Annotated in this window: 18 protein-coding genes; 12 read left to right on the top strand and 6 right to left on the bottom strand. The window is 71.2% G+C overall.

What is annotated here, in order from left to right:
- Nucleotides 1-224: 224 nt before the first annotated feature.
- Nucleotides 225-1,628 (top strand): GGDEF domain-containing protein, encoded by a 1,404-nt coding sequence (locus QWY76_RS15705; RefSeq protein WP_290312240.1) that lies wholly within the window; start codon nucleotides 225-227, stop codon nucleotides 1,626-1,628.
- Nucleotides 1,629-1,899: 271 nt separating this feature from the next.
- Here QWY76_RS15705 and QWY76_RS15700 read toward each other — a convergent pair whose 3' ends face one another.
- The gene (locus QWY76_RS15700; protein WP_290312239.1) at nucleotides 1,900-2,769 is read right to left on the bottom strand and encodes a LysR family transcriptional regulator ArgP; all 870 of its coding nucleotides are present in this window, start codon (nucleotides 2,767-2,769) and stop codon (nucleotides 1,900-1,902) included.
- Between the two features lie 90 nt (nucleotides 2,770-2,859).
- Between QWY76_RS15700 and QWY76_RS15695 the strand changes: the two genes are divergently transcribed.
- Nucleotides 2,860-3,477 (top strand): LysE/ArgO family amino acid transporter, encoded by a 618-nt coding sequence (locus tag QWY76_RS15695; protein WP_290312238.1) that lies wholly within the window; start codon nucleotides 2,860-2,862, stop codon nucleotides 3,475-3,477.
- A gap of 143 nt (nucleotides 3,478-3,620) precedes the next feature.
- On the opposite strand, the gene cysK is transcribed toward QWY76_RS15695, so the two are convergent.
- Nucleotides 3,621-5,111 (bottom strand): cysteine synthase A, encoded by a 1,491-nt coding sequence (gene cysK / locus QWY76_RS15690; protein WP_290312237.1) that lies wholly within the window; start codon nucleotides 5,109-5,111, stop codon nucleotides 3,621-3,623.
- Between the two features lie 238 nt (nucleotides 5,112-5,349).
- Here cysK and QWY76_RS15685 point away from each other — a divergent pair, with 238 nt between their 5' ends.
- Complete coding sequence (locus QWY76_RS15685; RefSeq protein WP_290312236.1) at nucleotides 5,350-6,681, top strand: tetratricopeptide repeat protein; 1,332 nt, start codon at nucleotides 5,350-5,352, stop codon at nucleotides 6,679-6,681.
- A gap of 63 nt (nucleotides 6,682-6,744) precedes the next feature.
- Here QWY76_RS15685 and mltF read toward each other — a convergent pair whose 3' ends face one another.
- The gene (gene mltF / locus QWY76_RS15680) at nucleotides 6,745-8,181 is read right to left on the bottom strand and encodes a membrane-bound lytic murein transglycosylase MltF (protein ID WP_290312235.1); all 1,437 of its coding nucleotides are present in this window, start codon (nucleotides 8,179-8,181) and stop codon (nucleotides 6,745-6,747) included.
- A gap of 313 nt (nucleotides 8,182-8,494) precedes the next feature.
- Between mltF and QWY76_RS15675 the strand changes: the two genes are divergently transcribed.
- From QWY76_RS15675 to QWY76_RS15650, 6 genes are all read left to right on the top strand, one after another.
- Nucleotides 8,495-9,640: a substrate-binding domain-containing protein gene (locus tag QWY76_RS15675; protein WP_290312234.1), complete on the top strand. Its 1,146-nt coding sequence runs from the start codon at nucleotides 8,495-8,497 to the stop codon at nucleotides 9,638-9,640.
- A complete protein-coding gene (locus QWY76_RS15670; protein ID WP_290312233.1) occupies nucleotides 9,640-12,684 on the top strand; it encodes an EAL domain-containing protein in 3,045 nt (1,014 codons plus the stop codon). Before QWY76_RS15675 ends, QWY76_RS15670 begins: the two co-directional genes overlap by 1 nt.
- 112 nt (nucleotides 12,685-12,796) lie before the next feature.
- Nucleotides 12,797-14,203 (top strand): ATP-dependent RNA helicase DbpA, encoded by a 1,407-nt coding sequence (dbpA, locus tag QWY76_RS15665; protein WP_290312232.1) that lies wholly within the window; start codon nucleotides 12,797-12,799, stop codon nucleotides 14,201-14,203.
- 43 nt (nucleotides 14,204-14,246) lie between these two features.
- Entirely contained in the window at nucleotides 14,247-15,104 is an 858-nt protein-coding gene (locus tag QWY76_RS15660; protein ID WP_290312231.1) for a PA4780 family RIO1-like protein kinase, read from the top strand.
- Nucleotides 15,105-15,220: 116 nt separating this feature from the next.
- A complete protein-coding gene (locus QWY76_RS15655; RefSeq protein ID WP_290312230.1) occupies nucleotides 15,221-15,664 on the top strand; it encodes a DUF4399 domain-containing protein in 444 nt (147 codons plus the stop codon).
- A gap of 89 nt (nucleotides 15,665-15,753) precedes the next feature.
- The gene (locus QWY76_RS15650) at nucleotides 15,754-16,524 is read left to right on the top strand and encodes an META domain-containing protein (protein WP_290312229.1); all 771 of its coding nucleotides are present in this window, start codon (nucleotides 15,754-15,756) and stop codon (nucleotides 16,522-16,524) included.
- Nucleotides 16,525-16,599: 75 nt separating this feature from the next.
- Here the strand turns inward: QWY76_RS15650 and QWY76_RS15645 are convergent, their stop codons facing one another.
- On the bottom strand, nucleotides 16,600-17,319 hold the full coding sequence (locus QWY76_RS15645; protein ID WP_183382708.1) for a YebC/PmpR family DNA-binding transcriptional regulator: 720 nt from the start codon (nucleotides 17,317-17,319) through the stop codon (nucleotides 16,600-16,602).
- A gap of 134 nt (nucleotides 17,320-17,453) precedes the next feature.
- Here QWY76_RS15645 and QWY76_RS15640 point away from each other — a divergent pair, with 134 nt between their 5' ends.
- The 3 genes from QWY76_RS15640 to QWY76_RS15630 all read left to right on the top strand — a co-directional run bounded on the left by QWY76_RS15640 (nucleotide 17,454) and on the right by QWY76_RS15630 (nucleotide 20,987).
- Nucleotides 17,454-18,641 carry a M24 family metallopeptidase gene (locus QWY76_RS15640; RefSeq protein WP_290312228.1) on the top strand — a complete coding sequence of 396 codons (1,188 nt, stop codon included), beginning with the start codon at nucleotides 17,454-17,456 and terminating at the stop codon, nucleotides 18,639-18,641.
- A gap of 108 nt (nucleotides 18,642-18,749) precedes the next feature.
- Nucleotides 18,750-18,971: a hypothetical protein gene (locus QWY76_RS15635; protein ID WP_290312227.1), complete on the top strand. Its 222-nt coding sequence runs from the start codon at nucleotides 18,750-18,752 to the stop codon at nucleotides 18,969-18,971.
- Between the two features lie 126 nt (nucleotides 18,972-19,097).
- Nucleotides 19,098-20,987 carry an ABC transporter ATP-binding protein gene (locus QWY76_RS15630; protein ID WP_290312226.1) on the top strand — a complete coding sequence of 630 codons (1,890 nt, stop codon included), beginning with the start codon at nucleotides 19,098-19,100 and terminating at the stop codon, nucleotides 20,985-20,987.
- Between the two features lie 26 nt (nucleotides 20,988-21,013).
- On the opposite strand, the gene QWY76_RS15625 is transcribed toward QWY76_RS15630, so the two are convergent.
- Both QWY76_RS15625 and QWY76_RS15620 read right to left on the bottom strand, forming a co-directional pair.
- Nucleotides 21,014-21,778 carry a GNAT family N-acetyltransferase gene (locus QWY76_RS15625; RefSeq protein ID WP_290312225.1) on the bottom strand — a complete coding sequence of 255 codons (765 nt, stop codon included), beginning with the start codon at nucleotides 21,776-21,778 and terminating at the stop codon, nucleotides 21,014-21,016.
- A complete protein-coding gene (locus tag QWY76_RS15620) occupies nucleotides 21,768-22,400 on the bottom strand; it encodes an FMN-binding negative transcriptional regulator (protein ID WP_290312224.1) in 633 nt (210 codons plus the stop codon). The genes QWY76_RS15625 and QWY76_RS15620 overlap by 11 nt, the downstream gene beginning before the upstream one ends.
- Between the last annotated feature and the right edge of the window lie 10 nt (nucleotides 22,401-22,410).

Raw genomic sequence — 22,410 nt, 5'->3', positions numbered from 1 at the left:
CGTTGCTGCTCCGTTATCTGAAGATGTTGCCCGTTCAGCCTATCTGATTTTGCCCCGCCGCGCAGCCGTTCCGTGCCGCAGCATTGCGCGGGTCAGAGGTTTTCGCTTAACTGATTCCACACCGAAGGCGTGGCCGGCCCGGGCACTGGCCGGAGACGTCCCGCGCCCCTGGTCGGCGCTTGGGGACCCGCAGGGAAGCGGAACCACAGAGGAAGGAGAGCGAGGTGAGCGAGGACGAAACGACTGCCGCGACGGACCCGCGAACCGACGCGGAGTGGCTCGGGCGACTGACGGAACTCCAGGTGGCCGTGTCGGTGATGGTCGCGATCCTGGCGGGCACGGTACTGCTCGGCTGGGCGGTCGCCCCGCTCGGCGGCTGGCTGCCATCGGGCTGGGCGCTGATGCCGGCCAGCACCGCGGCGGCCTGCCTGCTGCTGGCGCTCGGCCAGCTGGGGCTCGCCGGGTGGATCGTCGCCAGCCGCCCGGCCCGCTACCTGGGCGGCGGCCTGGCGATGGCCCTCGCCGGCCTGGCGCTGGTCGCTCACCTGGCCGGGGCGGGGCCCCGCTGGGGAGAGACCCTGCTGGCCACCGATACCGTGCGCATGGCATGGCCGGTCGCCGGCCACCTGATGCTGGCGAGCCTGGCCCTGCTGCTGGCCCGGGCGCGCGGCCGTGCCCTGGTAGCGCTGCGGGACGCCCTGCTGGTGGCACAACTGGCGTTGGTGCTGACCCTCGACGGCGTCCGGCTGTTCGCGGCCCTGGGAAGCTTCTCTCCCGACGCCGGCCCGCTGCTGGCCCTGCCCACCCTGGCCGGCCTGTCGATGCTCACCCTGGCCCAGCTGGCTGACCAGGCCAGGGCGGGGCTGTTCTCGCTACTGGCGATGCCGGATCGCGCCGGTGGCCTGCTGCGCCGGGGCTGGCCGCTGGTGATGCTGTTGCCCTTCCTCATCGTGGCCGTGATCAGCCGGTTGGCGCCGGCGTCGCTCAGCCCCCTGGCGGCGGCGCTCATGGCGGCCGCGCAGGCGACACTGCTGCTGGTCACGCTGCTGCTGGTGGGGGGCTGGCACGCTCGCCTGGAGGCGCGCCTGCGCGAACTCTCGCTGAGCGACCCGGTGACCGGTGTCTACAATCGGCAGGCCTTCACGGTGCTGGGCGAACAGCTACGCCGCCTGGCGCGGCGAGAGGGCGAGCCCCTGTCGCTGCTGTTCTTCGATCTCGACGGCGTCAAGCGGGTCAACGACGAGCGGGGCTACGAGGCCGGCACGCGGCTGATCGCCGACTTCGCCGGGCTGTTGGCCTCCCACACCCGCGAGAGCGACATCGTGGCCCGCCTGGGCGGCGACGAGTTCGCCGTGCTGATGCGCATGCACCCGGAGCACCTGACGCGCCTGCTGACCCGGCTCGAGGGAGAGCGTCAGGCCCTCAATGCCCGCCCCGGGCAGTCCTTCGTCATCGACTACAGCCAGGGCGAGGCGGTCATCGCCCCGGATGACAGCGCCGCGCTGTCGACGCTGGTGGCGCAGGCCGAGTCGCGCATGTTCGCTCGCAAGGCCCGCAAGCGCGCCTGGGCCTCGGGCGCCGAGGCCCCGGCGACGGGAGCCATCCCGCCCCGGCCGGCCCACGACTGACCCGCCGGCCCGGAGCGCCCTCGGGGGAGCGGGCCGCCGGCGCCCATGTCCGGCCGGCTCGCCGCGACGAAGTGGCGCGAGCGCATGCCGGCGTTCGTCAGGGCGCAGCATCCCGAAGGGTGGCCGCGGGGGCGTGGTCATCGGTCATCAGGATGTGGCTCGGGGTCATGCGTCTGGCCCGCCGATGACGCCATGCCGGTCCCGTCGGGGGGCAGCCCTCCGCGCGTCCTGCCCTGATCCGATGGCCGGGTTGGCTCGCCCGAGGGCGAGACTAGCGCAGCACGATATCGCCCAGTATCCGGGTCAGCCGCGCCAGCAGCTCACCGCTGTGGCGCCAGAAGTGCCAGTAGAGCGGCACCGCCAGGGAGCGCTGCGGGGCGATGCTCGCCAGCCGGCCCTCGGCCACCAGCGAGGCCACCTGCAGGCGCGGCATCATGCCGTAGCCGACGCCGCCGGCGGCGAGGCGCACGAAGCCCTCCGAGGACGGGCAGAGGTGGTGGGGGAAGGTGCCGTGATAGCCGCACTGGGCGAGGAAGCGGTGCTGAAGCTGGTCGTGGGGGCCGTAGACGATCGCCGGGGCCTGGCGGAAGGCCGTCTCCGTGGGCCCCTCGGGGAAGTAGCGGGCGATATAGGCCGGGGTGGCGTAGGGATGGTAGACCATGGTGCCCAGCGGCACGCAGCGGGCGCCGGCGATCGGCTGGTCGCTGGCGCACAGGCAGGCGGCCACGTCGCCGTCGCGCAGGCGCTTGAGCCCCACGTCCTGGTCCTCGATCACCAGGTCGAGCAGCACCCCCTCGGCCCGGCAGAACGCGCCCACGGCCTCGCCCCACCAGGTCGCCAGGCTGTCGGCGTTGAGGGCGATACGCAGCCGCGGCGAGGCGGCCTCGAGGGTCGGCAGGGCGGCGCGCAGGTCGCGTTCCAGCAGCCGGACCTGCTGGTGGTGGTTGAGCAGCCGCCGTCCCGCCGGGGTGGGCTCGAGGTGGGGGTGACGGATCAGCACCGGCTGGCCGAGGCGGATCTCCAGGGCCTTGATGCGCTGGGAGACCGCCGACTGCGAGAGGCCGAGCGCCTCCCCGGCGCGCTCGAAGCCGCCGCACTCGATCACCGTGGCCAGCGCCTCGAGCAGCTTGTAGTCGAGCATAAGAAAAAGTGATGCAGCATTAGGAGGATGATTTTTCAGTATAACGACTCGCCGCTAGGCTGGCCTCCTCACCTTCAGGGAGGACGATCGATGCTGGAGAGTTACCTGACCGGGCTGGTGGTGTGCGGTGGCATCATCGTCGCCATCGGCGCCCAGAACGCCTACGTGCTGGGGCTCGCCGTGCGCCGTGAGCACCACTGGTGGTCCGCCGGGCTGTGCATGGGCAGCGACCTGCTGCTGGTCACCGCCGGCATGTTCGGCGTGAGTGCCGTGCTGCTGTCGATGCCCGGCGCCCTGGAGGCGCTGCGCTGGCTGGGGGTGGCGTTTCTCGGCGGGCTGGCCCTCCAGGCGCTGCATCGCGCAACCGCCGGACGCCAGGGACTGGCCGTCGCCGAGGCCCGGGGCCGCAGCGTCTCCCGGGTGGTGCTGGCCACCCTCGCCGTCACCGTGCTCAATCCCCAGGTCTACCTGGACACCCTGCTGCTGATCCCCTCGGTGGGCGCCCAGCAGGACAGCGCGGGGGCCTTCGTGGCCGGCGCCGGCAGCGCCTCCATCCTGTGGTTCAGCCTGCTCGCCTGGGGCGGGGCGCTGCTCTCGCCCTGGCTGTCGCGGCCGCGGGCCTGGCGGGCGATCGACGGCGGCATCGGCGTGATGATGGCGATCATCGCCGTGCAACTGGCCGGCGGCGGGTTCGGCGGGCTGGCCTGACCCGGCGCGCCGATGCCGGCGATGCGAGGAGAGCCTCTGGCTGCCGGCGACCGGGGTGCCCGTCGCCTGCCCGTGCCTGGGCGATGTCAGCCGGGTCCCCGAGCCCCGGGAGCGGGCGCCGGGTGAGCAGCGAGCGTGGTCACTCAGCGCGGGTGCAGCCAGCCCGGCAGCAGGCCATAGGGATCGATCGGCTGGCTGGTGTCGTGGGTGACGTGCAGGGCCAGCAGGCGGGCGAACAGGCGCTCGTCCTTGCTCTCCTCGAACAGCTCGGTACACCCCCCCACGAAGTCGCCGCCGATGAAGATCTGCGGCAAGGTCAGCACGCCGGTGCGGGCGCGCAGCACCGCGCGGATTCGCCCGCCCAGGTTGTCCTGCTGGTAGTCCACGGCATCCAGGTCGACGCTCTCGTAGGGGATGGCGTAGTGGCGCAGCAGCTTGCGCACCGACCAGCAGAACTCGCACCACTCCAGGGCGAACATCACCACCGGCTGGTGGGGGTCGCCGATCAGCCGGTCGACCTCGGCCTCCGCCTCGGCATCGATGGCCTCGGCGGGGGCCGCGGCGCCGGAGGGGGGGGGGCGGGGTGCCACGTCGAAGCGGTAGCCCGAGGTCGAGCAGGACAACAGGGTCTCTTCCTCGGTCATCTCGACGGGCACGTCCTCGAACAGCGGCGTGGACAGGTAGCGCTCGCCGGTGTCCGGCAGCATGCACAGCAGGGTGGTGCCCGCCGGGGCTCGTTCGGCCACCTGCAGCGCCCCGGCGAAGGTGGCGCCGGCGGAGATGCCGACGAAGATGCCTTCCCGGCTGGCCAGCTCGCGGGCACAGCGCAGGGCGTCATTGCCGTTGATGGCCAGGTACTCGTCGATGCGATGCTCCGCCAGCACCGGCTCCACCAGCTGCGGGATGAAGTCCGGCGTCCAGCCCTGCATCAGGTGGGGGCGGAACTGCGAGTGGCTCTGGGCGTGGCCGCCGTCGGGGAGGCGGGCCTGGGGGATGCCGCTGGCCAGGATGGCGGCGTTGTCGGGCTCGCAGACCACGATGCGGGTGTGCGGGCTCTCGCGCTTGAGGACCCGGGAGACGCCGCTCAGGGTGCCGCCGGTGCCGAAGCCGGTCACCCAGTAGTCCAGCGGCTGGTCGGCGAAGTCACGGAGGATCTCGACGGCCGTGGTCCGCTCGTGGATCGCCGCGTTGGCCGGGTTCTCGAACTGGCGGGACTGCCACCAGCCGTGCTTCTCGGCGAGCTCGCGGGCCTTGGCGACCATGCCCGAGCCCTTCTCCGAGGCCGGGGTCAGCACCACCCGAGCGCCGAGGAAGCGCATCAGCTTGCGCCGCTCGACGCTGAAGTTCTCCGCCATGGTCACCACCAGCGGGTAGCCCTTCTGGGCGCAGACCATGGCCAGGCCGATGCCGGTGTTGCCGCTGGTGGCCTCGACCACCGTCTGCCCCGGGGCCAGGTCGCCGCGGCGTTCGGCGTCCTCGATGACGCCGAGGGCCAGGCGGTCCTTGACCGACCCCATCGGGTTGAAGGCCTCGATCTTGACGAACAGCGACACCCCCGGCGGCGCCAGGTTGTTGATGCGCACCACCGGCGTGTTGCCGATCGTCTCGAGGATGCTCTGATAGCGCTGGTTCATGGCGAGGACTCCCCCGGACGTCAGGCTCACTGTATGAAGGGCGGCTGGGCCTCACCATAGGCTGTTCGGCTGAATCGAGGCTGAGGCGAACCAGCCGCGCGGGCCGAGAGGGGGCGCGGTGCGGCTTTCGCCACGGGACTAGACTCAGGGAAAGGCCCTGCGCCCGGCGTCACCCGGCGGGGGCTCGGCGGCGATGGGGCGCGTCCCCCGGCCGTCCGTTCTCCCGGAGGGACTCCCCATGTCAGCCGACCGGCAAGGTAACCCGCTGTCGGGCGCGACCCCCGCGGCGGTCGACGCCTACGACGAGGCCGTCACGGCCTTCAACCTGTACCGGGGCGACCCCGTCGCCCGGCTGGACGAGGCCATCGCCCAGGCGCCCGCCTTCGCGATGGCGCATCTCCTCAAGGCCTGGCTGTACGCGGTGGCCACCGAGCCCGAGGCCGCGGAGCAGGCCCGCGCCATCGCCGAGGGCGTCAGGTCGCTGGCGCTCGACGCGCGCGAGGCGTCGCTGCTGGCCGCCCTGGATCGCCTGCTGCAGGGCAACTGGACCGCCGCGGCGCTCGCCCTGGATCGCCACAACGTCGACTTCCCGAGGGACCTGGTGGGCCTGCAGTGTGGCCACCTGCTGGACTTCTACCGGGCCAATGCCCGCGACCTGCGTGACCGCATCGCCCGGGTGCTGCCGCAGTGGTCGGCCGAGGTGCCGGGCTACTCGCTCCTGCTCGGCATGCACGCCTTCGGCCTGGAGGAGACCGGCGACTACGCCCGCGCCGAGGCGCAGGGGCGCCGCGCCGTCGAGCTCGAGCCCCTCGACTGCTGGGCGCACCATGCGGTCGCCCATGTCATGGAGATGCAGGGGCGGGCCGAGGACGGCATCGGCTGGATGACCATCCGGGAACCCTACTGGTCCGGCGACGACAACTTCTTCCGCGTCCACAACTGGTGGCATCACGCCCTCTACTACCTCGACCTGGGCCGAGTCGACGAGGCGCTGGCGCTCTACGACGGCCCGGTGCGCCAGGACCACAGTGAGGTGGCCCTCGACATGATCGACGCCTCCGCGCTGCTGTGGCGGCTGACGCTGCTGGGATGCGATCTCGCCGGGCACTGGCAGGAGCTGGCGGATACCTGGGACCGCCATGCCGATGGCCGGCTCTATCCGTTCAACGACTGGCATGCGGTGATGGCCTACCTGGGCGCCGGGCGCGAGCCGGACGTGGCTCGGATCCTGGCCGCCTTCCGCTCGCCCGCCGAGCCGTCCGCCGAGGCGGCCCGCTGGACGCGGGACATCGGCCTGCCGCTGGTCCAGGGCTTCGTGGCCTTCTGGCACGGGGACTATCGGGTGGCGGCGGAACAGCTCCATGCGGTGCGCTTCATCGCCAACCGCTTCGGCGGCAGCCACGCCCAGCGCGACGTGATCGACTGGACGCTGACCGAGGCCGCCCTGCGTGGCGGCCTGCACGACCTGGCCGAGGCCCTGGCCCACGAGCGCCTGGCCCTGAAGCCCCACAGCCGGGTCAATCGCGACTTCCTGGCCCGTGCCACCCGCCGGACGCCGGCCCGGGGCTGAGGCGGCAGGTCCCGTGGCCGGTCGAGAGCCGCGAGGCCGGCTCCGGGCCTTGGGCCGCTGCCGTCAGCCGGTGGGGGCGGAGCCCTCGAGGCCCCCGGCCTGTGCCGGCGCGGCGTCGCCTGCCGGGGAGGGGGCGGCGCTCAGCGCAGGGCCGATCACGTCGAGGTAGTTGCGAATCCGTTCCACGTAGTGCACCGGCTCGTAGCCGCGGGCATAGCCATAGCGCGTGCGCGGGTAGTAGCGGCGATCGGCCTTGAGCGGCAGCACGTCCTTCATGTCGGCCCAGGAATCCGGATTCTTGCCGAGTTCCCGGGCCAGTTCCCGGGCATCCTGCAGGTGGCCGCGACCGATGTTGTAGCTGGCCAGCGCCAGGTAGGTGCGATCCGGCTCGGGAATGCTGTCGGGCAGGCGACGGTGACGGTCGGCGAGGTAGCGGGCGCCGCCGTCGATGGCCGCCGCCGGGTCCAGCCGGTTGTCCACCCCGAGCGAGGCGGCGGTGTTGCGGGTCAGCATCATGATGCCGCGCACCCCGGTGGGCGAGACGGCCTCGGGGTTCCAGTGGGACTCCTGGTAGGCCAGGGCGGCCAGCAGGTCCGCCGGCATGCCGGTCTTGGCCTCGGCGGCGAGGAAGAGGTCGAGAAAGCGCGGCAGTCGCTCGTCGATGCGCCGGTTGAGGGCCCGCAGGTCGACGAAGTCGAACTCGCCGATATGGCTGTAGTAGCGCTGGCGCATGGTCGCCACCGCCGTCTGCCCCGCGGCGCTGGCCATCCACCGCCGGGCCTGCCCGGCGAGCGGCGCCTGATCGTCGGGCAGGTACCAGCCCAGGGGCTCCCCGGCGGTCAGGTCGAGCGCCACCTCCAGGTGCGGGAAGTGGCGGCGGGTCATGCGCACGATGTTGGAATCGGCCACGGTGCATTCGACGTCCCGTTCGGCCACCGCCGCCAGCAGGGTCTCGGTGTTGCGCGGGTCCTCCCGGAAGTCAAAGCCGGTGTGGTCGTTGACCAGGCTTTGCAGCCGCTCCGCGTAGCTGGAGGCGGCGGTGACGCGCACCTCGACCCGGGCAAGCTCGCTGACCCGGCGGGGCAGGGGCCGGTCGTCACGATGGCAGACCAGTTGCTCGACGATCTCGGTATGGGCGGGCCCCCGGGCGAAACGCGCGTCACGGGACGGCAGGTGGGTCAGGCCGGCGGCGGCCAGGTGGACCTCGCCGTCTTCCAGCGCCGCGAGCACCGCGGCGGTGGTCTCGAACAGCGTCCACTCGACCCGCCAGGCATGGGCCGCGGCGAAGCGCTGGACCAGGTCGTGCTCGGGGCCGACCGTCTGCCGGTGGCGATTCAGGTAGTAGGTGGTGGCGGCGTTGCGGGTCGCCACCCGCAGCGTCCCGCTCTCGTCCGGCGGCGCCAGACGCGGTGCCGCCTCATGGCTCAGCAGCGGGAGCAGCAGGGCCGCGGCCAGCAGCCCCGCCAGGATCGGGAAGAGAAGGCGTGGTGGCGGTCTCAAGGGCCCTCGGCGTCGGGAAGTTCGCCTTCCACCCTATCAGGCCACAGCGTTGGCGGAGCGTGAGTCGGGGGAGTGGCGGCGGTCCCGGGCGGGGCGTCTTGTACGACATCGCTTAGGTTCATGTAAGTCGATTGCCCGACTGATCCTCCCTCTTTTGCGTTTTTAATCAGCATTAACTTAACTAGAAGGGAGGAGATCTTTGACTCCGCCAGGATGGGGAGTCAGCCTGGGAGCGTACGGGAGGGCCGTCAGGGACGCGGGTGTTCGGTCATCGGTGCTGGCGGCGCTTCCGGCGCATGAGGAGACCATCGCGATGCAGCATCGCCCGCCGCCAGTCAGCGGCCCGCTTGCCTGGGTGCTGGGCCTGGCCCTGGTCGCCGGGCTCGGCGCGGCGACGCCGGCCGGGGCGGAGAACGAGTACATCCGGGTCGAGGAGCATCTCGCCCGGCACCCCGAGCAGCGCACCCTGATGGCGGCGTTCGCCGAGCGGGTCCGCGAGCCGGCGGTGCCGCTGGCGACACCGCCCGAGGCCCCCGTGCGCATCGCCGTCGTCTATCCGGGACTGCAGACCTCGGACTACTGGCGTCGCAGCCTGGTCGCCTTCGAGGCACGGTTGGGCCGTCTGGACATCCCCTATGAGCTGAAGGCCTTCTTCTCGCGCCCCTCGGTGGACGTCGACCTCCAGGCGAAGCAACTGGCCGAGGCCCTGGCCTGGGAGCCGGACTACCTGGTCTTCACCCTGGACGCCCTGCCGCACAAGCGCATCATCGAGCGCCTGCTGGCGCGGGGCGAGCCCCGCCTGATCCTGCAGAACATCACCACCCCGCTGGCCGAGTGGCAGGGCCACCTGCCGTTCCTGCACGTCGGCTTCGACCATGTCCAGGGCACCCGGCTGATCGCCGACTGGATGCTCGAGCGTGCCGACCATCGCGGCAAGTACCTGATGCTCTACTTCACCCCGGGCTACGTGAGCCGCATGCGCGGCGGCACCTTCGCCGCCATGGCCGCCGACCATCCCGAGGTCGAGCAGGTGGCGGCCTTCTTCACCGACGGCGACAGCGACCGGGCCTATCGCGCCACCCGCCGGACCCTCGAGGCCCATCCCGACCTGACGATGATCTTCGCCAGCTCCACGGATGTCGCCCTCGGCGCCCTGCGCGCGCTGCGCGAGACCGGGAAGCAAGAGACGGTCCTGCTCAACGGCTGGGGCGGCGGGGCGGCCGAGCGGGAGGCCCTGGCGGCCGGTGGCCTGGATGTCACCGCCTTGCGCCTCAACGATGACAACGGCATCGCCATGGCCGAGGCGATCAAGCTGGACCTGACGGGCCAGGCCCGACGGGTGCCCGACATCTTCGCCGGGGATATCGCCCTGATCACCCGGGACACGTCGCCAGAGGCGACCGCGCGACTCGAGCGACGCGCCTTCCGGCTCAGCGAGCCGTCGCCGGAGGCGCCCTGATGCGGGCCTGGCGCTTCTCCCGGATGGTGCTGGTGCTGCAGCTGGCGCTGTTGACGATGGTCGCCATCATCCTGCTGACCACCGCCTACATGGGGGCCCAGCAGGCCCTGGAACAGGGCACCCGCCAGGCCCATGCCCGGGACCAGCGCGTGCTGCAGAGCCTGGTCGAGTCCGAGCTGCGCAACATCCGGCGTTACAGCCTGGGCCTGGTCGAGCTGGACAGCCTGAGCCGGGCCCTGAGCGAAGGCGACGGCTCGGCGGTATCGGCGGTCCTGGAAAGCCTGCAGGGCGACAACGAAGCCCAGCATATCGATGCGCTGGTGGTCGAGACCGACGACGAGGCCTTCGTCTCGACCAGCGTCAGCCTGCTGGGCACGCCCCTGCCGCTGGCGGCGCTGAGTCGGCAGTCGGCCCCACTGTCGACCTGGACCACGGTGAATGCGCGGGTGGAGGGCCGGCACTACAGCCTGCTGCGCCTGACCCGGCCGATCCTCGAGCCGTCACTGGGCCAGGTGGTCGGCCGGCTGCACGTCTTCGTGCAGCTCAACGACAACTTCTGGATCACCAATGCCCTGCAGACGCTGTTCGGGGCACGGGCCACCGTGCTCAGCCACGACGACGCGGTGCTCGACGCCCTGGCCCGGAACCCGAGCCAGCTCGACGCGCTGGAGGTGTTGGACGGCGCCGACGGTCCGGTCGTGACGACCCCGCAGGGGGTGGTCCGCGAGCATGTGCTGCAGGTCGGCAACAGTGATCGCTACCGGGTGCGTTCCTTGCTGCCCGGCGACAGCTTCGCGGCGCTGCGCGATACCTACCTGTCCAGCATCTTCTATGCCACCGTGCTGGTGCTGGGCTTCGGCATCGTGCTGATGCTGGTGCTGCGCCGGCTGACGACCCGGGCGCTGGACAACCTGGTGCGCTATGCCGAACAGGTGCCCCTGAGTGGGGTGCCGACGCCCTTCGAGGGGGGACGGTTCCTGGAGTTCAATCGGGTCGGCAAGGCCTTCGAGGCCATGCTCACGCGCATCCGCGAACGTGACAAGTACCTGTCCGGGATCCTCAAGCATTCGCCCGACCTGGTCTTCGTCAAGGACCTGGAGAATCGCTACCGGCTGGTCAACGAGCGCTACGCCTGGGCGGTCCATTCGACGCCGGACGCGCTTCTCCGCACCCGGGCCGAAGAGACCCTGGACGAGGAGGTGGTGGCCCTGGCCACCGAGTCCGATCAGCAGCTGCTGCATGAGCTGGTGCCGGTCAAGTACAAGACGGACCTGCATACCCCCGACGGCCTCCATCGCTACCTGGTCACCAAGTTCCCCATCTACGACGACCAGGGACGGCCCTATCTGGTCGGCGGGATCGCCACCGACATCACCGGCGTCACCCAGGCCCGGGAGCAGCTGCATCTCGCCCACCAGGTGTTCGCCGAGACCAGTGAGGCGATCGTCGTGCTCGACGACGACCATCGCACTCTGCTCTCCAACCGGGCCTTCGGGGAGATGAGCGGACACGACGAGTCCCGAGCCACCGCCGCCATCCGCGACTTCCTGTTGGGGCATCCCGAGGTGACCTACCACCTGTCGCGGGGGGACCGCTGGCAGGGCCAGTGCGATCTGCAGCAGAGTGGCGGCAGCAGCCTGCCGGTGCTGGTCTCGGTCACCAGCCTGCCGCCCACCGAGGGTGAGCGACACCACGTGCTGCTGTTCAGCGACATCTCCTCGCTGAAGGTCGCCGAGCAGCGCCTGGAACGGCTGGCCTGGTATGACCCCCTGACGGGCCTGGCCAATCGCAGCCTCTTCACCCTCAAGCTGGATGAGGCGCTGCAGGGCGAGGCGTCGACGGAGACGGCGGTGATCTTCATCGATATCGATCACTTCAAGGACATCAATGACACCCACGGCCACTCCCTGGGCGACGAGCTGCTCTGCCAGGTGGCCGATCGCCTGCGTCACTGTGTCCAGTCCCGGGACACCGTGGCCCGTTTCGGGGGGGACGAGTTCATCATCCTGCTGCGCGGGATCGGCCAGGAGGGGCAGGCCATGGCCATCGCCCGGCGCATCCTGCGCAACCTGAGCGAGCCCTATGAGTTGGGCGTGGCATCCTGCCACAGCACCGCGAGCCTCGGGATCACCCTGGCGTCGCGGCATGGCTGTTCCGTCGAGGCGCTGATCCGCAATGCCGACCAGGCCATGTACGAGGCCAAGTCCCTCGGCCGCCAGAAGGTGGTGCTCTTCGACCCGTCCATCGACGAGCGCCACCAGCTGCGCCTGCGCTACGAGGCGGGATTGCGCAAGGCCATCGACAACGGCGAACTCTATGTGCTCTTCCAGCCTCGCTTCGAGATCACCGGCCAGCGCGTGGTGGGGGCCGAGGCACTGGTACGCTGGCAGAGCGAGGAACACGGCCCGGTGCCGCCGAGCACCTTCATCCCCATCGCCGAGAATTCCCGGCTGATCGTCGACATCGGCCGCCTGGTGCTCGAGGAGGCCTGTCACCAGGCCGCCCAATGGGCCGAGGCGGGCTACCCGGTGCCGGTCTCGGTCAACCTCTCGCCGCGACAGCTCCACGAGGGCGAACTGATCCGCGATATCCAGGGCGCGATCCAGCAGGCCGGCCTGCCGCCCCGGCTGCTCGAGCTCGAGATCACCGAGACCCACCTGATGGACAACGTCGATCAGGTGCTGCCGGTGCTCCACCAGATCCGTGCCATGGGGCTGGGGCTGGCGATCGACGACTTCGGCACCGGCTATTCGTCGCTGACCTACCTCAAGCGGCTGCCGATCGAGATCCTCAAGATCGATCGCAGCTTCATCGCCGACGTGCCCGGCGATGTCGACGACGAGATCCTGCTCGGCGCCATCATCAGCATGTCGCACAGCCTGAACTTCCGGGTCGTCGCCGAGGGGGTGGAGACCGAGGCACAGCGCGACTTCCTCGAGGGGCTGGGGTGCGACGAGGTGCAGGGCTTCCTGCTCGGGCGTCCCGAGAGCCCCGGCAGGCTGCTCGGCAGGCTGCGCCGCTGCGACGCGACCGCCAGCCCGTGAGGGCCTCCCGCCACCGGGGAGCGCGCACGCGACGATTTTCTGCTTGCCCTGGCGGCGGCAACTGCGTAGCGTCCCCCTCCCGCTTCCATGCCCGCACACGACAGGTTCCCCCGTGACTGATGCCCCCTCCCAGGACGCCGCCGGCGCCTTCTCCCGCCTGCCGCTGGCCGCCGAGCTGCTGGCCAACCTGGAGTCGCTGGGCTACCGGCGCATGACGCCGGTCCAGGCCGAGAGCCTGCCGGCGATGCTCGCCGGTCGCGACCTGATCGCCCAGGCCCGGACCGGCTCGGGCAAGACCGCGGCCTTCGGGCTGGGACTGCTGGCGCGGCTGGCCCCGGCGAGCTTCCGGGTCCAGGGGCTGGTGCTGTGCCCGACCCGGGAGCTGGCCGACCAGGTCGCCGAGGAGCTGCGCCGGCTGGCGCGGGGGCTGCCCAACATCAAGGTGCTGACGCTGTGTGGCGGCGCCCCCCTGGGGCCGCAGCTCGCCTCGCTGGCCCACGGCGCCCATCTCGTCGTCGGCACCCCGGGACGGGTGGAGGAGCACCTGCGCAAGGGCAGCCTGGCCCTGTCGGGCCTCGATACCCTGGTGCTGGACGAGGCCGATCGCATGCTCGACATGGGCTTCCAGGACACCCTGGAGGCGATCATCGCCGCCACCCCCGAGGAGCGCCGCACCTGGCTGTTCAGCGCCACCTACGGCGAGGGTGTCCGCCCGCTGGCCGAGGGCCGCACGCGCGACCCGCTCAGCGTGTCGGTCGCCGAGACCCACGGCCACGATACCATCCGCGAGCACTTCTACCGGGTGGCGGACGACGAGGCGCGCTTCGAGGCCCTGCGCCGGCTGCTGCTGGCCCGGCGCCCGGTCGCCAGCGTGGTGTTCTGCAACACCAGGCAGGAGACCCGCGAGCTCGCCCGGGCACTGGACGAGTCGGGCATCAGCGCCCTGGCCCTGCATGGCGACCTGGAGCAGCAGGACCGCGACCGGCGGCTGGTGCTGTTCGCCAATCGCAGCGCCTCGGTGCTGGTGGCCACCGATGTGGCGGCCCGGGGGCTGGATATCGCCGAGCTCGATGCGGTGTTCAACTACCGCATCGCCCGGGAGCTCGAGGTTCACGTGCATCGGGTCGGGCGTACCGGCCGGGCCGGCCACCAGGGCATGGCCTGTACCCTGGTCGGCGAGGACGAGCGGCATCGGCTGGCGCGTCTCGAGGCCTTCCTCGGCCAGGTCCTCGAGACCGAGGCGCTCCCCCGCCTGAGTGGCGAGCCGGCGCCGCTGCGCGCGCCCATGGCGACCCTGCAGCTCGGCGCCGGCAAGCAGCAGAAGATCCGGCCGGGGGACATCCTCGGCGCCCTCACCGGGGAGGGCGGCCTCGACGGGGCGCGGATCGGCAAGATCAAGGTGCTCGCCCGCAGCGCCTATGTGGCCGTCGAGCGCGAGCTCGCCGAGCCCGCCCTGGCGCAGCTGAACGGCGGTCGCCTCAAGGGCCGCAGCTACCGCGCCCGTCGCGTCCAGCGCTGATGCCCGGCGCGCCGTTCCCCACCCGTGCCGCCGGAGTAACGCGATGAAGATTCCCAGGCGATTGCAGCCACTGGTCGACGACGGCCTGATCGATGCGGTCCTCGGCCAGCTGATGAGCGGCAAGGAGGCCCAGGTCTATGTGGTGCGCTGCGGCGAGGCGCGACGCTGCGCCAAGGTCTTCAAGGAGGCCAGGCAGCGCAGCTTCAAGCAGGCGGTGCAGTACCAGGAGGGCCGACGGGGGCGCAACAGCCGCCGCGAGCGGGCCATGGCCAAGAAGACCCGCTACGGCCAGCGGGAGCAGGAGCAGGCCTGGCTGAATGCCGAGGTGGATGCCCTCTATCGCCTGGCGGCGGCGGGGGTCCGGGTGCCGGCGCCCCAGGGCTTCGTCGACGGCGTGCTGCTGATGGAGATGATCACCGACGCCGACGGCCGGGTGGCACCGCGCCTCGGTGACGTCCCGCTGAGCGCCGAGCAGGCGATCGCCCATCACGACGCGGTGATCCGGGAGGTCGTGCGCATGCTGTGTGCCGGCCTGGTGCATGGCGACCTCTCCGAGTTCAACGTGCTGCTCGATGCCGAGGGGCCGGTGATCATCGACCTGCCCCAGGCGGTGGATGCCGCCGGCAACAACAGCGCCGCCATGCTGCTGCGGCGCGACGTCGACAACATGCGGGCCCATTTCGGGCGGTTCGCCCCGGCCTTGCACGACACCGACTACGGCAGGGAGATCTGGGCGCTCTTTGAGGCCGGCGAGCTGCACCCGGACAGCCCCCTGACCGGGCGCTTCGCGGTGGATCCCGCCGCCGTGGATGTGGACGAGCTGGTCACCCTCATCGAGGATGCCCGGGAGCAGGAAGCCTGGCGCCTGGCACGGCTGCGGGAAGCGCAGGACGAGGAGTAGCCCGGCAGGCGGGGCGAGCCTTGCTACACTGTGGCTGTCGTGCCCGCCGCCCGGGCACGCTCGCGACGGGCCAAGGGGCCCGTCCTGGAGCCCAACCAGGTACAGGAGGTATCGTCATGCGCCGTTCACTTTCCGGAATCGCCGCCGTGCTGCTCGGCAGCGCCCTGCTGGCCTCGCCGGCCCTGGCCGAGGAGATGCAGCGCCAGGCGCCGCCGGAGGACGCGAAGGTCGACATCATCGCGCCACAGGATGGCGCCACCGTCTCGGGACCGCTGACCGTGCGCATGGGGCTAAAGGGCATGGGGGTGGCCCCGGCCGGCATGGAGGCCCCGAACACCGGCCACCATCACCTGCTGATCGACACGCCGCTGGCGGACGTCGATCTCTCGGCCCCGCTGCCCTCCACCGAACAGACCCGCCACTTCGGCGGCGGCCAGACCCAGGCCACCCTGGAGTTGCCCCCCGGCGAGCACACCCTGCAGCTGCTGTTCATGGACCATCGCCACCTGAGCTTCGATCCGCCGGTGATCTCGGCGCCGATCACCATCACCGTGGAGTGATCTCCCGGCGCGGCCAGCGGCCGCGCCGAACCTTTTCGCATCCTGTGGTCAAAGCGCGTACCCGCCCCCGTGCGACAGGATGTTCCCCGATGAAAAGGATGTTCCTCTATGCCTATTTCCTGCTGACCGCCGTCTTCCTGGTGGGCTGTGCGGCGCTCGAGCGCGCCGGCAAGCAGGAGCCGGCGCTGGGCGAGCTGCCGGCCAGCTTCCGCGGCGAACTGCCCTGTGCCGACTGCGAGGGCATCCGCTATCACCTCTCGCTGTTCCCCGACGGGGTCTACACCCTGGCCACGGCCTACCTGGGGCCGGACGAGCGTCGCCGCTTTCACGAGCGCGGCAACTGGTCGCTGGATGGCAGCCACCGGACCCTCACCCTGGCCGGCGGCGATCAGGGACCGCGGCTGTGGCGGGTGCGCGATGCCGACACCCTCGAGCTGCTCGACCTGGAGGGGCGCGAGATCGACTCCGCGCTGGACTACCGGCTGCGACGCACCGAGGCCTTCGTGAGCGAGACCCTGGAGGACACCTACTGGAAGCTGGTCCAGTTGGGCGATACCCCGGTGACGGTGCCGGCCGAGGGGCGCGAGCCGCACCTGGTCCTGCATGGCGAGGACAATCGGGTGGCCGGCGCCACCGGCTGCAACCGCCTGGCGGGTGCCTATCTGCTGAGGGGCGATGCGCTGCGCTTCGGTACGCTGGCCGGCACCCGCATGGCCTGCGCGAAGGGCGCCCCCCTCGAGTCGCGCTTCCTGGCCGCCCTGGAGGCCACGGCCGGCTACCGCGTGCTGGCCGACCAACTCGAGTTCTACGATGCGCGGGGCCGGCTGCTGGCCCGCTTCGTGGTGCGCCACCTGACCTGAGCCGCGCCTCGCCACGCCAGCGGCCGCCCCGAGGGGCGGCCGCTGGCGTCATGGGCGGGGTCGGCGAGGCGGGCGTCAGTCCAGCTCGGCGCTGTGGTAGACGTTCTGGACGTCGTCCAGCTCGTTGAGGCTGTCGAGCAGCTTGTCGAACATCGCCACGTCGTCGCCTTCCACCGGGGTGGTGGTCTGGGGCACGAACTGGATCTCGTCGACCTCGAAGTCGAGCTCGCCGAAGGCATCGATCAGCGCCAGCTTGGCCTTGGCGTAGTCGGTATGCGGCGCGAAGACGGTGATCCGGCCATCCTCGTTCTCGATGTCGGTGACGTCGACGTCGGCCTCCATCAGCGCCTCCAGGGTGGCCTCCTCATCCTCGCCGGCAAAGGCCAGGATGGCGCAGTGGTCGAACATGTGGCTGACGCTGCCCGGGGTGCCGAGCTTGCTCTTGGCCTTGTTGAAGCAGGCGCGCACGTCGCCGAAGGTGCGGTTGGGGTTGTCGGTCAGGCACTCGACGATGACCATGCAGTTGCCCGGGCCGAAGCCTTCGTAGCGGGCCGGGGAGTAGTCCTCGCCGCCCACGCCGCTGGCCTTGTCCAGGGCCTTGTCGATCACGTGGGACGGCACCTGGTCCTTCTTGGCGCGGTCGATCAGCCCGCGCAGGGCCAGGTTGCCATTGGGGTCGACGCCGCCCTGCTTGGCGCAGACGTAGATCTCGCGGCCGTACTTGCTGTAGACCTTGGTCTTGGCGGCGGCCGTCTTGGCCATGGATTCCTTGCGGTTCTGGAAGGCCCTGCCCATTGCATTTGTCCTGTTGCGTCTGGTCTCGTGCCAGGATTCTACGAAACCGGGCGGTGCGGTAACAGCCTTATTTGCCCGGTCGCCCGGCCCGTCCCGGCTACACTGGCGGGAGGTCCCCTGCGCCTGGAGCCCCCATGGATCACCACCGCTATCGCCACGTTCTCGCCGAGGCCCTCGGCGGCAGCGAGCTGCCCTTTCCCGAGGCCGAGCTCGAGGCCCGCTGCACGCGGCTGCGTGCCGCCATGCGCGAGGCCGGCCTCGAGGCCCTGCTGCTCACCGACCCGGCCGATATCCACTATCTCACCGGCTACCACACCTTCGAGGTCTCGGTGCATGCCTGCCTGGTGGTCTCGGTGGAGCGGCTGGTGCTGCAGGTCGCCTCCATCGAGACCGGGCCGGCGGTGGTCACCGCGCGGGTCGACGAGATCCTCGGCTACCGCTGGGAGGGGGTCGAGGAGGTCGTCGAGCCACTGGCCGAGGTGCTGGCGCCGTTCCACACCATCGGCATCGACGCCATGGGCGCCGGGCTGCGCCTCGGGGTGATCCAGCCCCTCCAGGCGCGGCTGGGCGCCGAGCGCTTCCGCCACGAGGGGGGCGAGCTGCTCGACCGGTTGCGTATCGTCAAGAGCGCGCTCGAGCTCGAGTGCCTGCGCGAGAGCGCGCGCATCACCTCGGCGGGGCTGCGCGCGGCCATGGCGGCCATCGCCCCCGGGGTGACCGACAACGAGGTGGCCGCGGAGGGCGCCCGGGCGATGCTGGCGGCGGGCAGCGAGTTCATGAGCCTGCAGCCCATCGTCACCAGCGGGGCGCGCAGCGGCACCATCCACGTCAACCACAAGCGGCGGGTGATCGCCCGGGACGAGCCGGTGTTCCTGGAGTTCGGCGCGGCCTTCCAGCGCTACACGGCGCCGATGATGCGCACCGCCGTGGCCGGCCGGGCCGGCCCCGGGATGCACGAGCTCCGCGATGTCGGCCGGGGGATGTACGAGGCGCTGATCGCGGCGATGCGCCCGGGCCGCAGCTTCGACGATGCGGCGCGGGCCGCCGAGGCGGTGCTGGCGCCCCACGCCGATCGGGTGTTCTTCTCGGGCGTGTTCGGCTATGCGGTGGGCGGCCAGTTCCCGCCCAGCTGGGTCGAGGGCACCGGCTACATCGCCCGCGGCCAGGTCCGCGAGTTCGAGGCCGACATGGTCTTCCACCTGCCGCTCTGCCTGCGCCTGCCGGGGCAGTGGGGCATCGGCCTGAGCGACACCGTGCGGGTCACGCCCGACGGGGGCGAGCCGCTCACCGACAACGACTGGCGGCTGCGCGAGATGCCCTGAGCGGGGTGCATCGCCCATCGGTTGGCGGCACGCCGGGGGAGGAGCCATGCTGAGAGGGCCCCGGCGGCAGCGGTCGGGGCGACATCAGCCATGCAGGAGGAAGAGGTCATGACGCAGACCGTCACGGCGGCCTACGACAGCGAGCTCAAGGCCCGGAACGCGTTCGACGAGCTGGTCTCCGACGGGTTTCCCCGGGAGTCGTTGTTCCTCGACGAGCAGGCCCGGGAGCTCAAGGTGATCATCGGCGACTCGGCGCAGCGTGAGGTCGAGGAGGTCCTCAACCGCCACGAGCCGGCCAGGCTCTGGAGCCGTCCCTACCAGAACGAGTGACCCGCCCCAGGGTCGCATGACCCGGACCCCGGCCGGGGGCGTCGACGAGCCGCCGTTCCAGCCGGTCCGGCGCATATTACCCCGGCAGCGTCGCGCTGCCGGGTCCGCTCCCATGCCGAGGCGCGCATGTTCCGCTTTTTCGAGACCCTCGTGAATCCCTACCCGGCGGGAGAGCCGCAGGTCCCGCCGCGCGGCCTGCTGCCGTTCATCCTGCACTTCTCCCGCCCGGTGCTGCCGCTGCTGATCGCCATGTCGCTGGTCACCGCCCTGGTGTCGGCCGCCGAGGTGCTGTTCTTCAGCTACATGGGCGAGCTGGTCGACTGGCTCGCCGACGCCGAGCGCGAGGGCTTCTTCGCCGAGTACGGCTGGCGCCTGGCGGGCATGGCGGCGCTGGTGGTGATCGGCCTGCCGCTGCTGACCCTGCTCCAGTCGCTGCTGACCCACCAGAGCATCTTCGGCAACTACCCGATGCTCGGCCGCTGGCTGGCGCATCGCCACATGCTGCGCCAGAGCCTGGCCTTCTACCAGGACGAGTTCGCCGGGCGGGTCTCCCAGAAGGTCATGCAGACGGCCCTGGCGATCCGCGAGACGGTGATGAAGCTGATGGACCTGCTGGTCTACGTGCTGGTCTACTTCGCCGGCGCCATGCTGTTGATGGGCCAGGCCGAGCCCTGGCTGATGGCTCCGCTCGGCGCCTGGCTCGCCGGCTATGTGGCGATCATGGGGGTGTTCGTGCCGCGGCTGCGGCGGGTCTCCATGGACCAGGCCGATGCCCGGGCGCGCATGACCGGGCGGATCGTCGACAGCTACAGCAACATCCAGACCATCAAGCTGTTCGCCGATACCCGGCGGGAGCAGGACTACGCCCGCGACGCCATGGAGCGCTTCATGGTCACGGTGCACCGCCAGATGCGCCTCGCCACCAAGCTGACGCTCTCGCTGACGCTGCTCAATTCGCTGCTGCTGGCCGCTGTCGCCGCCACGGCCATCGGGGCCTGGTACCTGGAGGCGGTGACCCTGGGCGCGATCGCGGTGGCCATCGCGCTGGTGATGCGCATCCGCTTCATGTCCAACTGGATCCTCTGGGAGGTGGCCGGGCTGTTCGAGAATATCGGCACCGTGCAGGACGGCATCAACACCATCGCGCGTCCCCCGGCGGTGCTGGATGCCCCGGACGCCCGGGCGCTCTCGGTGCCGCGGGGCGAGATCCGCTGCGAGGCACTGCGCTTCGGCTACGGGCTGGCGACGGGGGAGGCCCGCCCGGTCTTCGACGGGCTCGACCTGACCATCGCCCCGGGCGAGCGGGTCGGCCTGATCGGTCGCTCGGGGGCCGGCAAGTCGACCCTGGCCAACCTGCTGCTGCGCTTCTACGACCTCCAGGGCGGACGCATCCTGATCGACGGCCAGGACATCGCCGGCGTCACCCAGGAGTCGCTGCGGCGGCGCATCGGCATGGTCACCCAGGACACCTCGCTGCTGCATCGCTCGGTGCGCGACAACATCCGCTACGGCAGCCCCGGGGCCAGCGAGGCGGATATCCGCCGGGCGATGCGCCAGGCCCATGCCGATGCCTTCATCGCGGAGCTGGTCGATGCCCAGGGGCGACGCGGCCTGGACGCCCGGGTCGGCGAGCGCGGGGTGAAGCTCTCCGGCGGCCAGCGCCAGCGCATCGCCATCGCCCGGGTGCTGCTCAAGAACGCCCCGATCCTGGTGCTCGACGAGGCCACCTCGGCGCTGGACTCCGAGGTGGAGGCGGCCATCCAGGAGCAGCTCTACGCCCTGATGGCGGGCAAGACGGTGATCGCCATCGCCCACCGGCTGTCGACCATCGCCATGCTCGACCGGCTGGTGGTGATCGACGCGGGACGCATCGTCGAGACCGGCCGGCACGACGAGCTGCTCGCCCGGGACGGCCTCTATGCGGCGCTCTGGCGTCGCCAGTCCGGCGGCTTCCTGGGACTCGAATGCGACGGCGAGGCCGAGGCGGCGTTATCCGCACCGGTGTCGGGGCCCTGAGCGCAGACCTCGACGAGGAGGCGGCGTCAGCCGCTGGCGGATGATCGCGCCGTCAGGGCCGAAAGCGAGAGGCGCTGTCGCCCCTTTGCATCGAAGTTGTCCGGCGATAGCCAGCGCCACAGGCGCGCCTCCAGGGCCGGCCATTCGCCGTCCAGGATCGAGAACCAGGCGGTGTCGCGATTGCGCCCGGCCACCACCCGGTGCTGGCGGAAGACGCCCTCGAGGCGAAAGCCCAGGCGGGTGGCGGCCCGCCGCGACGCTGCATTGAGGGTATCGCACTTCCATTCGTAGCGGCGATAGCCCAGGGCGAAGGCATGACGCATCATCAGCGCCATGGCCTCCGTGGCGGCCGGGGTGCGCCGCAGGCGCGGCGAGAAATGCAGGTGTCCCACCTCGAGGCTGCCGTGCTCGGGCACGCCGTTCAGGTAGGCGGCCAGTCCCACCGCCAGGCCGCTGGCCCGGTCGACGATGGCCCGGAACCGCGGCTCGCGGCTATCGGCCCGGGCGGCCAGCCAGGTATCGAACTCGTCCCTGTTCGCATAGGGGATGCCGCCGAGGTAGGTCCAGCGCGCCTCAGGAGCGTCACCGGGCGTCTCCCCCGGCTCGCCCAGGGCGGCGTGGAGGGCATCGCCATGGCGGCCGGCATCCAGGGGTTCCACGCGGACCCGGCGCCCGGTCAGGGTCGTGTCCGGGAGCGGCATCGCGCCCTGCCAGTCGTCCACCGTCTCGCCGATGGGCTGGCCATGGGGGCCCAGCACGCCGAGCGAACCGCCTGCGATATCAGGGGACATCCTCGCCCTCCGTCTCGAGCGTGTCCTCGAGATAGCGTTCGGTATAGGCCCCCAGTTGCCGGGCCAGTGGATCGGCGCTGTCGCCCAGCCCGGCCAGGACGCCGGCCTGGTCCTCCCGCGAGCGGCCCAGGCCCAGCTTGGCCTTGCCCTGCAGATCGTCCAGGCGTATCCGGAAGCCGATGGTGCCCTCGACCAGCCGTCGGCGATAGGCATCACTCAGGATCTCCGCGTCGCCGAGCAGATCGGGCTCGTACTTGGCCACCAGGGTGTCGAAGGCCGCCTGGGTGGCGGCATCGTCGAGTCGCTCGAGGGTGCCGCCGGCGTGCACGGCCGCATAGTTCCAGGTCGGTACCGCCGGCCTGGCGGCGTACCAGCGGGGCGACACATAGGCATGCGGCCCCTGGAAGACGGCCAGCACCCGCCGCCCCTCCAGCTCGCGCCAGTGGGGGTTGGCGCGGGCGAAATGGCCGTAGAGGGTGCCCAGTGCGCCTTCGCCACGCTCCAGCACCAGGGGCAGGTGACTGGCCCGCAGGCTGCCGTCCACGAGCATCGCGAAGCCATGGGCATCGATCAGCGCCTGGGCCTGTGCCAGGGGCATGCGGGTATCACGGGGTCGGTACATGGGGGCTCCG

Origin of the sequence: Halomonas maura, assembly GCF_030409305.1 — a bacterium.
Classification (GTDB): domain Bacteria; phylum Pseudomonadota; class Gammaproteobacteria; order Pseudomonadales; family Halomonadaceae; genus Halomonas; species Halomonas maura.
The sequence above is the reverse complement of the archived record's forward strand: the minus strand, read 5'-3'. Positions and strand labels throughout refer to the sequence as shown.

What these genes read in the sequence shown, in the direction of transcription:
- QWY76_RS15700 (WP_290312239.1), bottom strand. Translation starts at nt 2,769, where the DNA reads ATGCTCGACTACAAGCTGCTCGAGGCGCTGGCCACGGTGATCGAGTGC.
- QWY76_RS15695 (WP_290312238.1), top strand. Translation starts at nt 2,860, where the DNA reads ATGCTGGAGAGTTACCTGACCGGGCTGGTGGTGTGCGGTGGCATCATC.
- cysK (WP_290312237.1), bottom strand. Translation starts at nt 5,111, where the DNA reads ATGAACCAGCGCTATCAGAGCATCCTCGAGACGATCGGCAACACGCCG.
- QWY76_RS15685 (WP_290312236.1), top strand. Translation starts at nt 5,350, where the DNA reads ATGTCAGCCGACCGGCAAGGTAACCCGCTGTCGGGCGCGACCCCCGCG.
- QWY76_RS15675 (WP_290312234.1), top strand. Translation starts at nt 8,495, where the DNA reads ATGCAGCATCGCCCGCCGCCAGTCAGCGGCCCGCTTGCCTGGGTGCTG.
- QWY76_RS15670 (WP_290312233.1), top strand. Translation starts at nt 9,640, where the DNA reads ATGCGGGCCTGGCGCTTCTCCCGGATGGTGCTGGTGCTGCAGCTGGCG.
- QWY76_RS15660 (WP_290312231.1), top strand. Translation starts at nt 14,247, where the DNA reads ATGAAGATTCCCAGGCGATTGCAGCCACTGGTCGACGACGGCCTGATC.
- QWY76_RS15655 (WP_290312230.1), top strand. Translation starts at nt 15,221, where the DNA reads ATGCGCCGTTCACTTTCCGGAATCGCCGCCGTGCTGCTCGGCAGCGCC.
- QWY76_RS15650 (WP_290312229.1), top strand. Translation starts at nt 15,754, where the DNA reads ATGAAAAGGATGTTCCTCTATGCCTATTTCCTGCTGACCGCCGTCTTC.
- QWY76_RS15645 (WP_183382708.1), bottom strand. Translation starts at nt 17,319, where the DNA reads ATGGGCAGGGCCTTCCAGAACCGCAAGGAATCCATGGCCAAGACGGCC.
- QWY76_RS15640 (WP_290312228.1), top strand. Translation starts at nt 17,454, where the DNA reads ATGGATCACCACCGCTATCGCCACGTTCTCGCCGAGGCCCTCGGCGGC.
- QWY76_RS15635 (WP_290312227.1), top strand. Translation starts at nt 18,750, where the DNA reads ATGACGCAGACCGTCACGGCGGCCTACGACAGCGAGCTCAAGGCCCGG.
- QWY76_RS15630 (WP_290312226.1), top strand. Translation starts at nt 19,098, where the DNA reads ATGTTCCGCTTTTTCGAGACCCTCGTGAATCCCTACCCGGCGGGAGAG.
- QWY76_RS15625 (WP_290312225.1), bottom strand. Translation starts at nt 21,778, where the DNA reads ATGTCCCCTGATATCGCAGGCGGTTCGCTCGGCGTGCTGGGCCCCCAT.
- QWY76_RS15620 (WP_290312224.1), bottom strand. Translation starts at nt 22,400, where the DNA reads ATGTACCGACCCCGTGATACCCGCATGCCCCTGGCACAGGCCCAGGCG.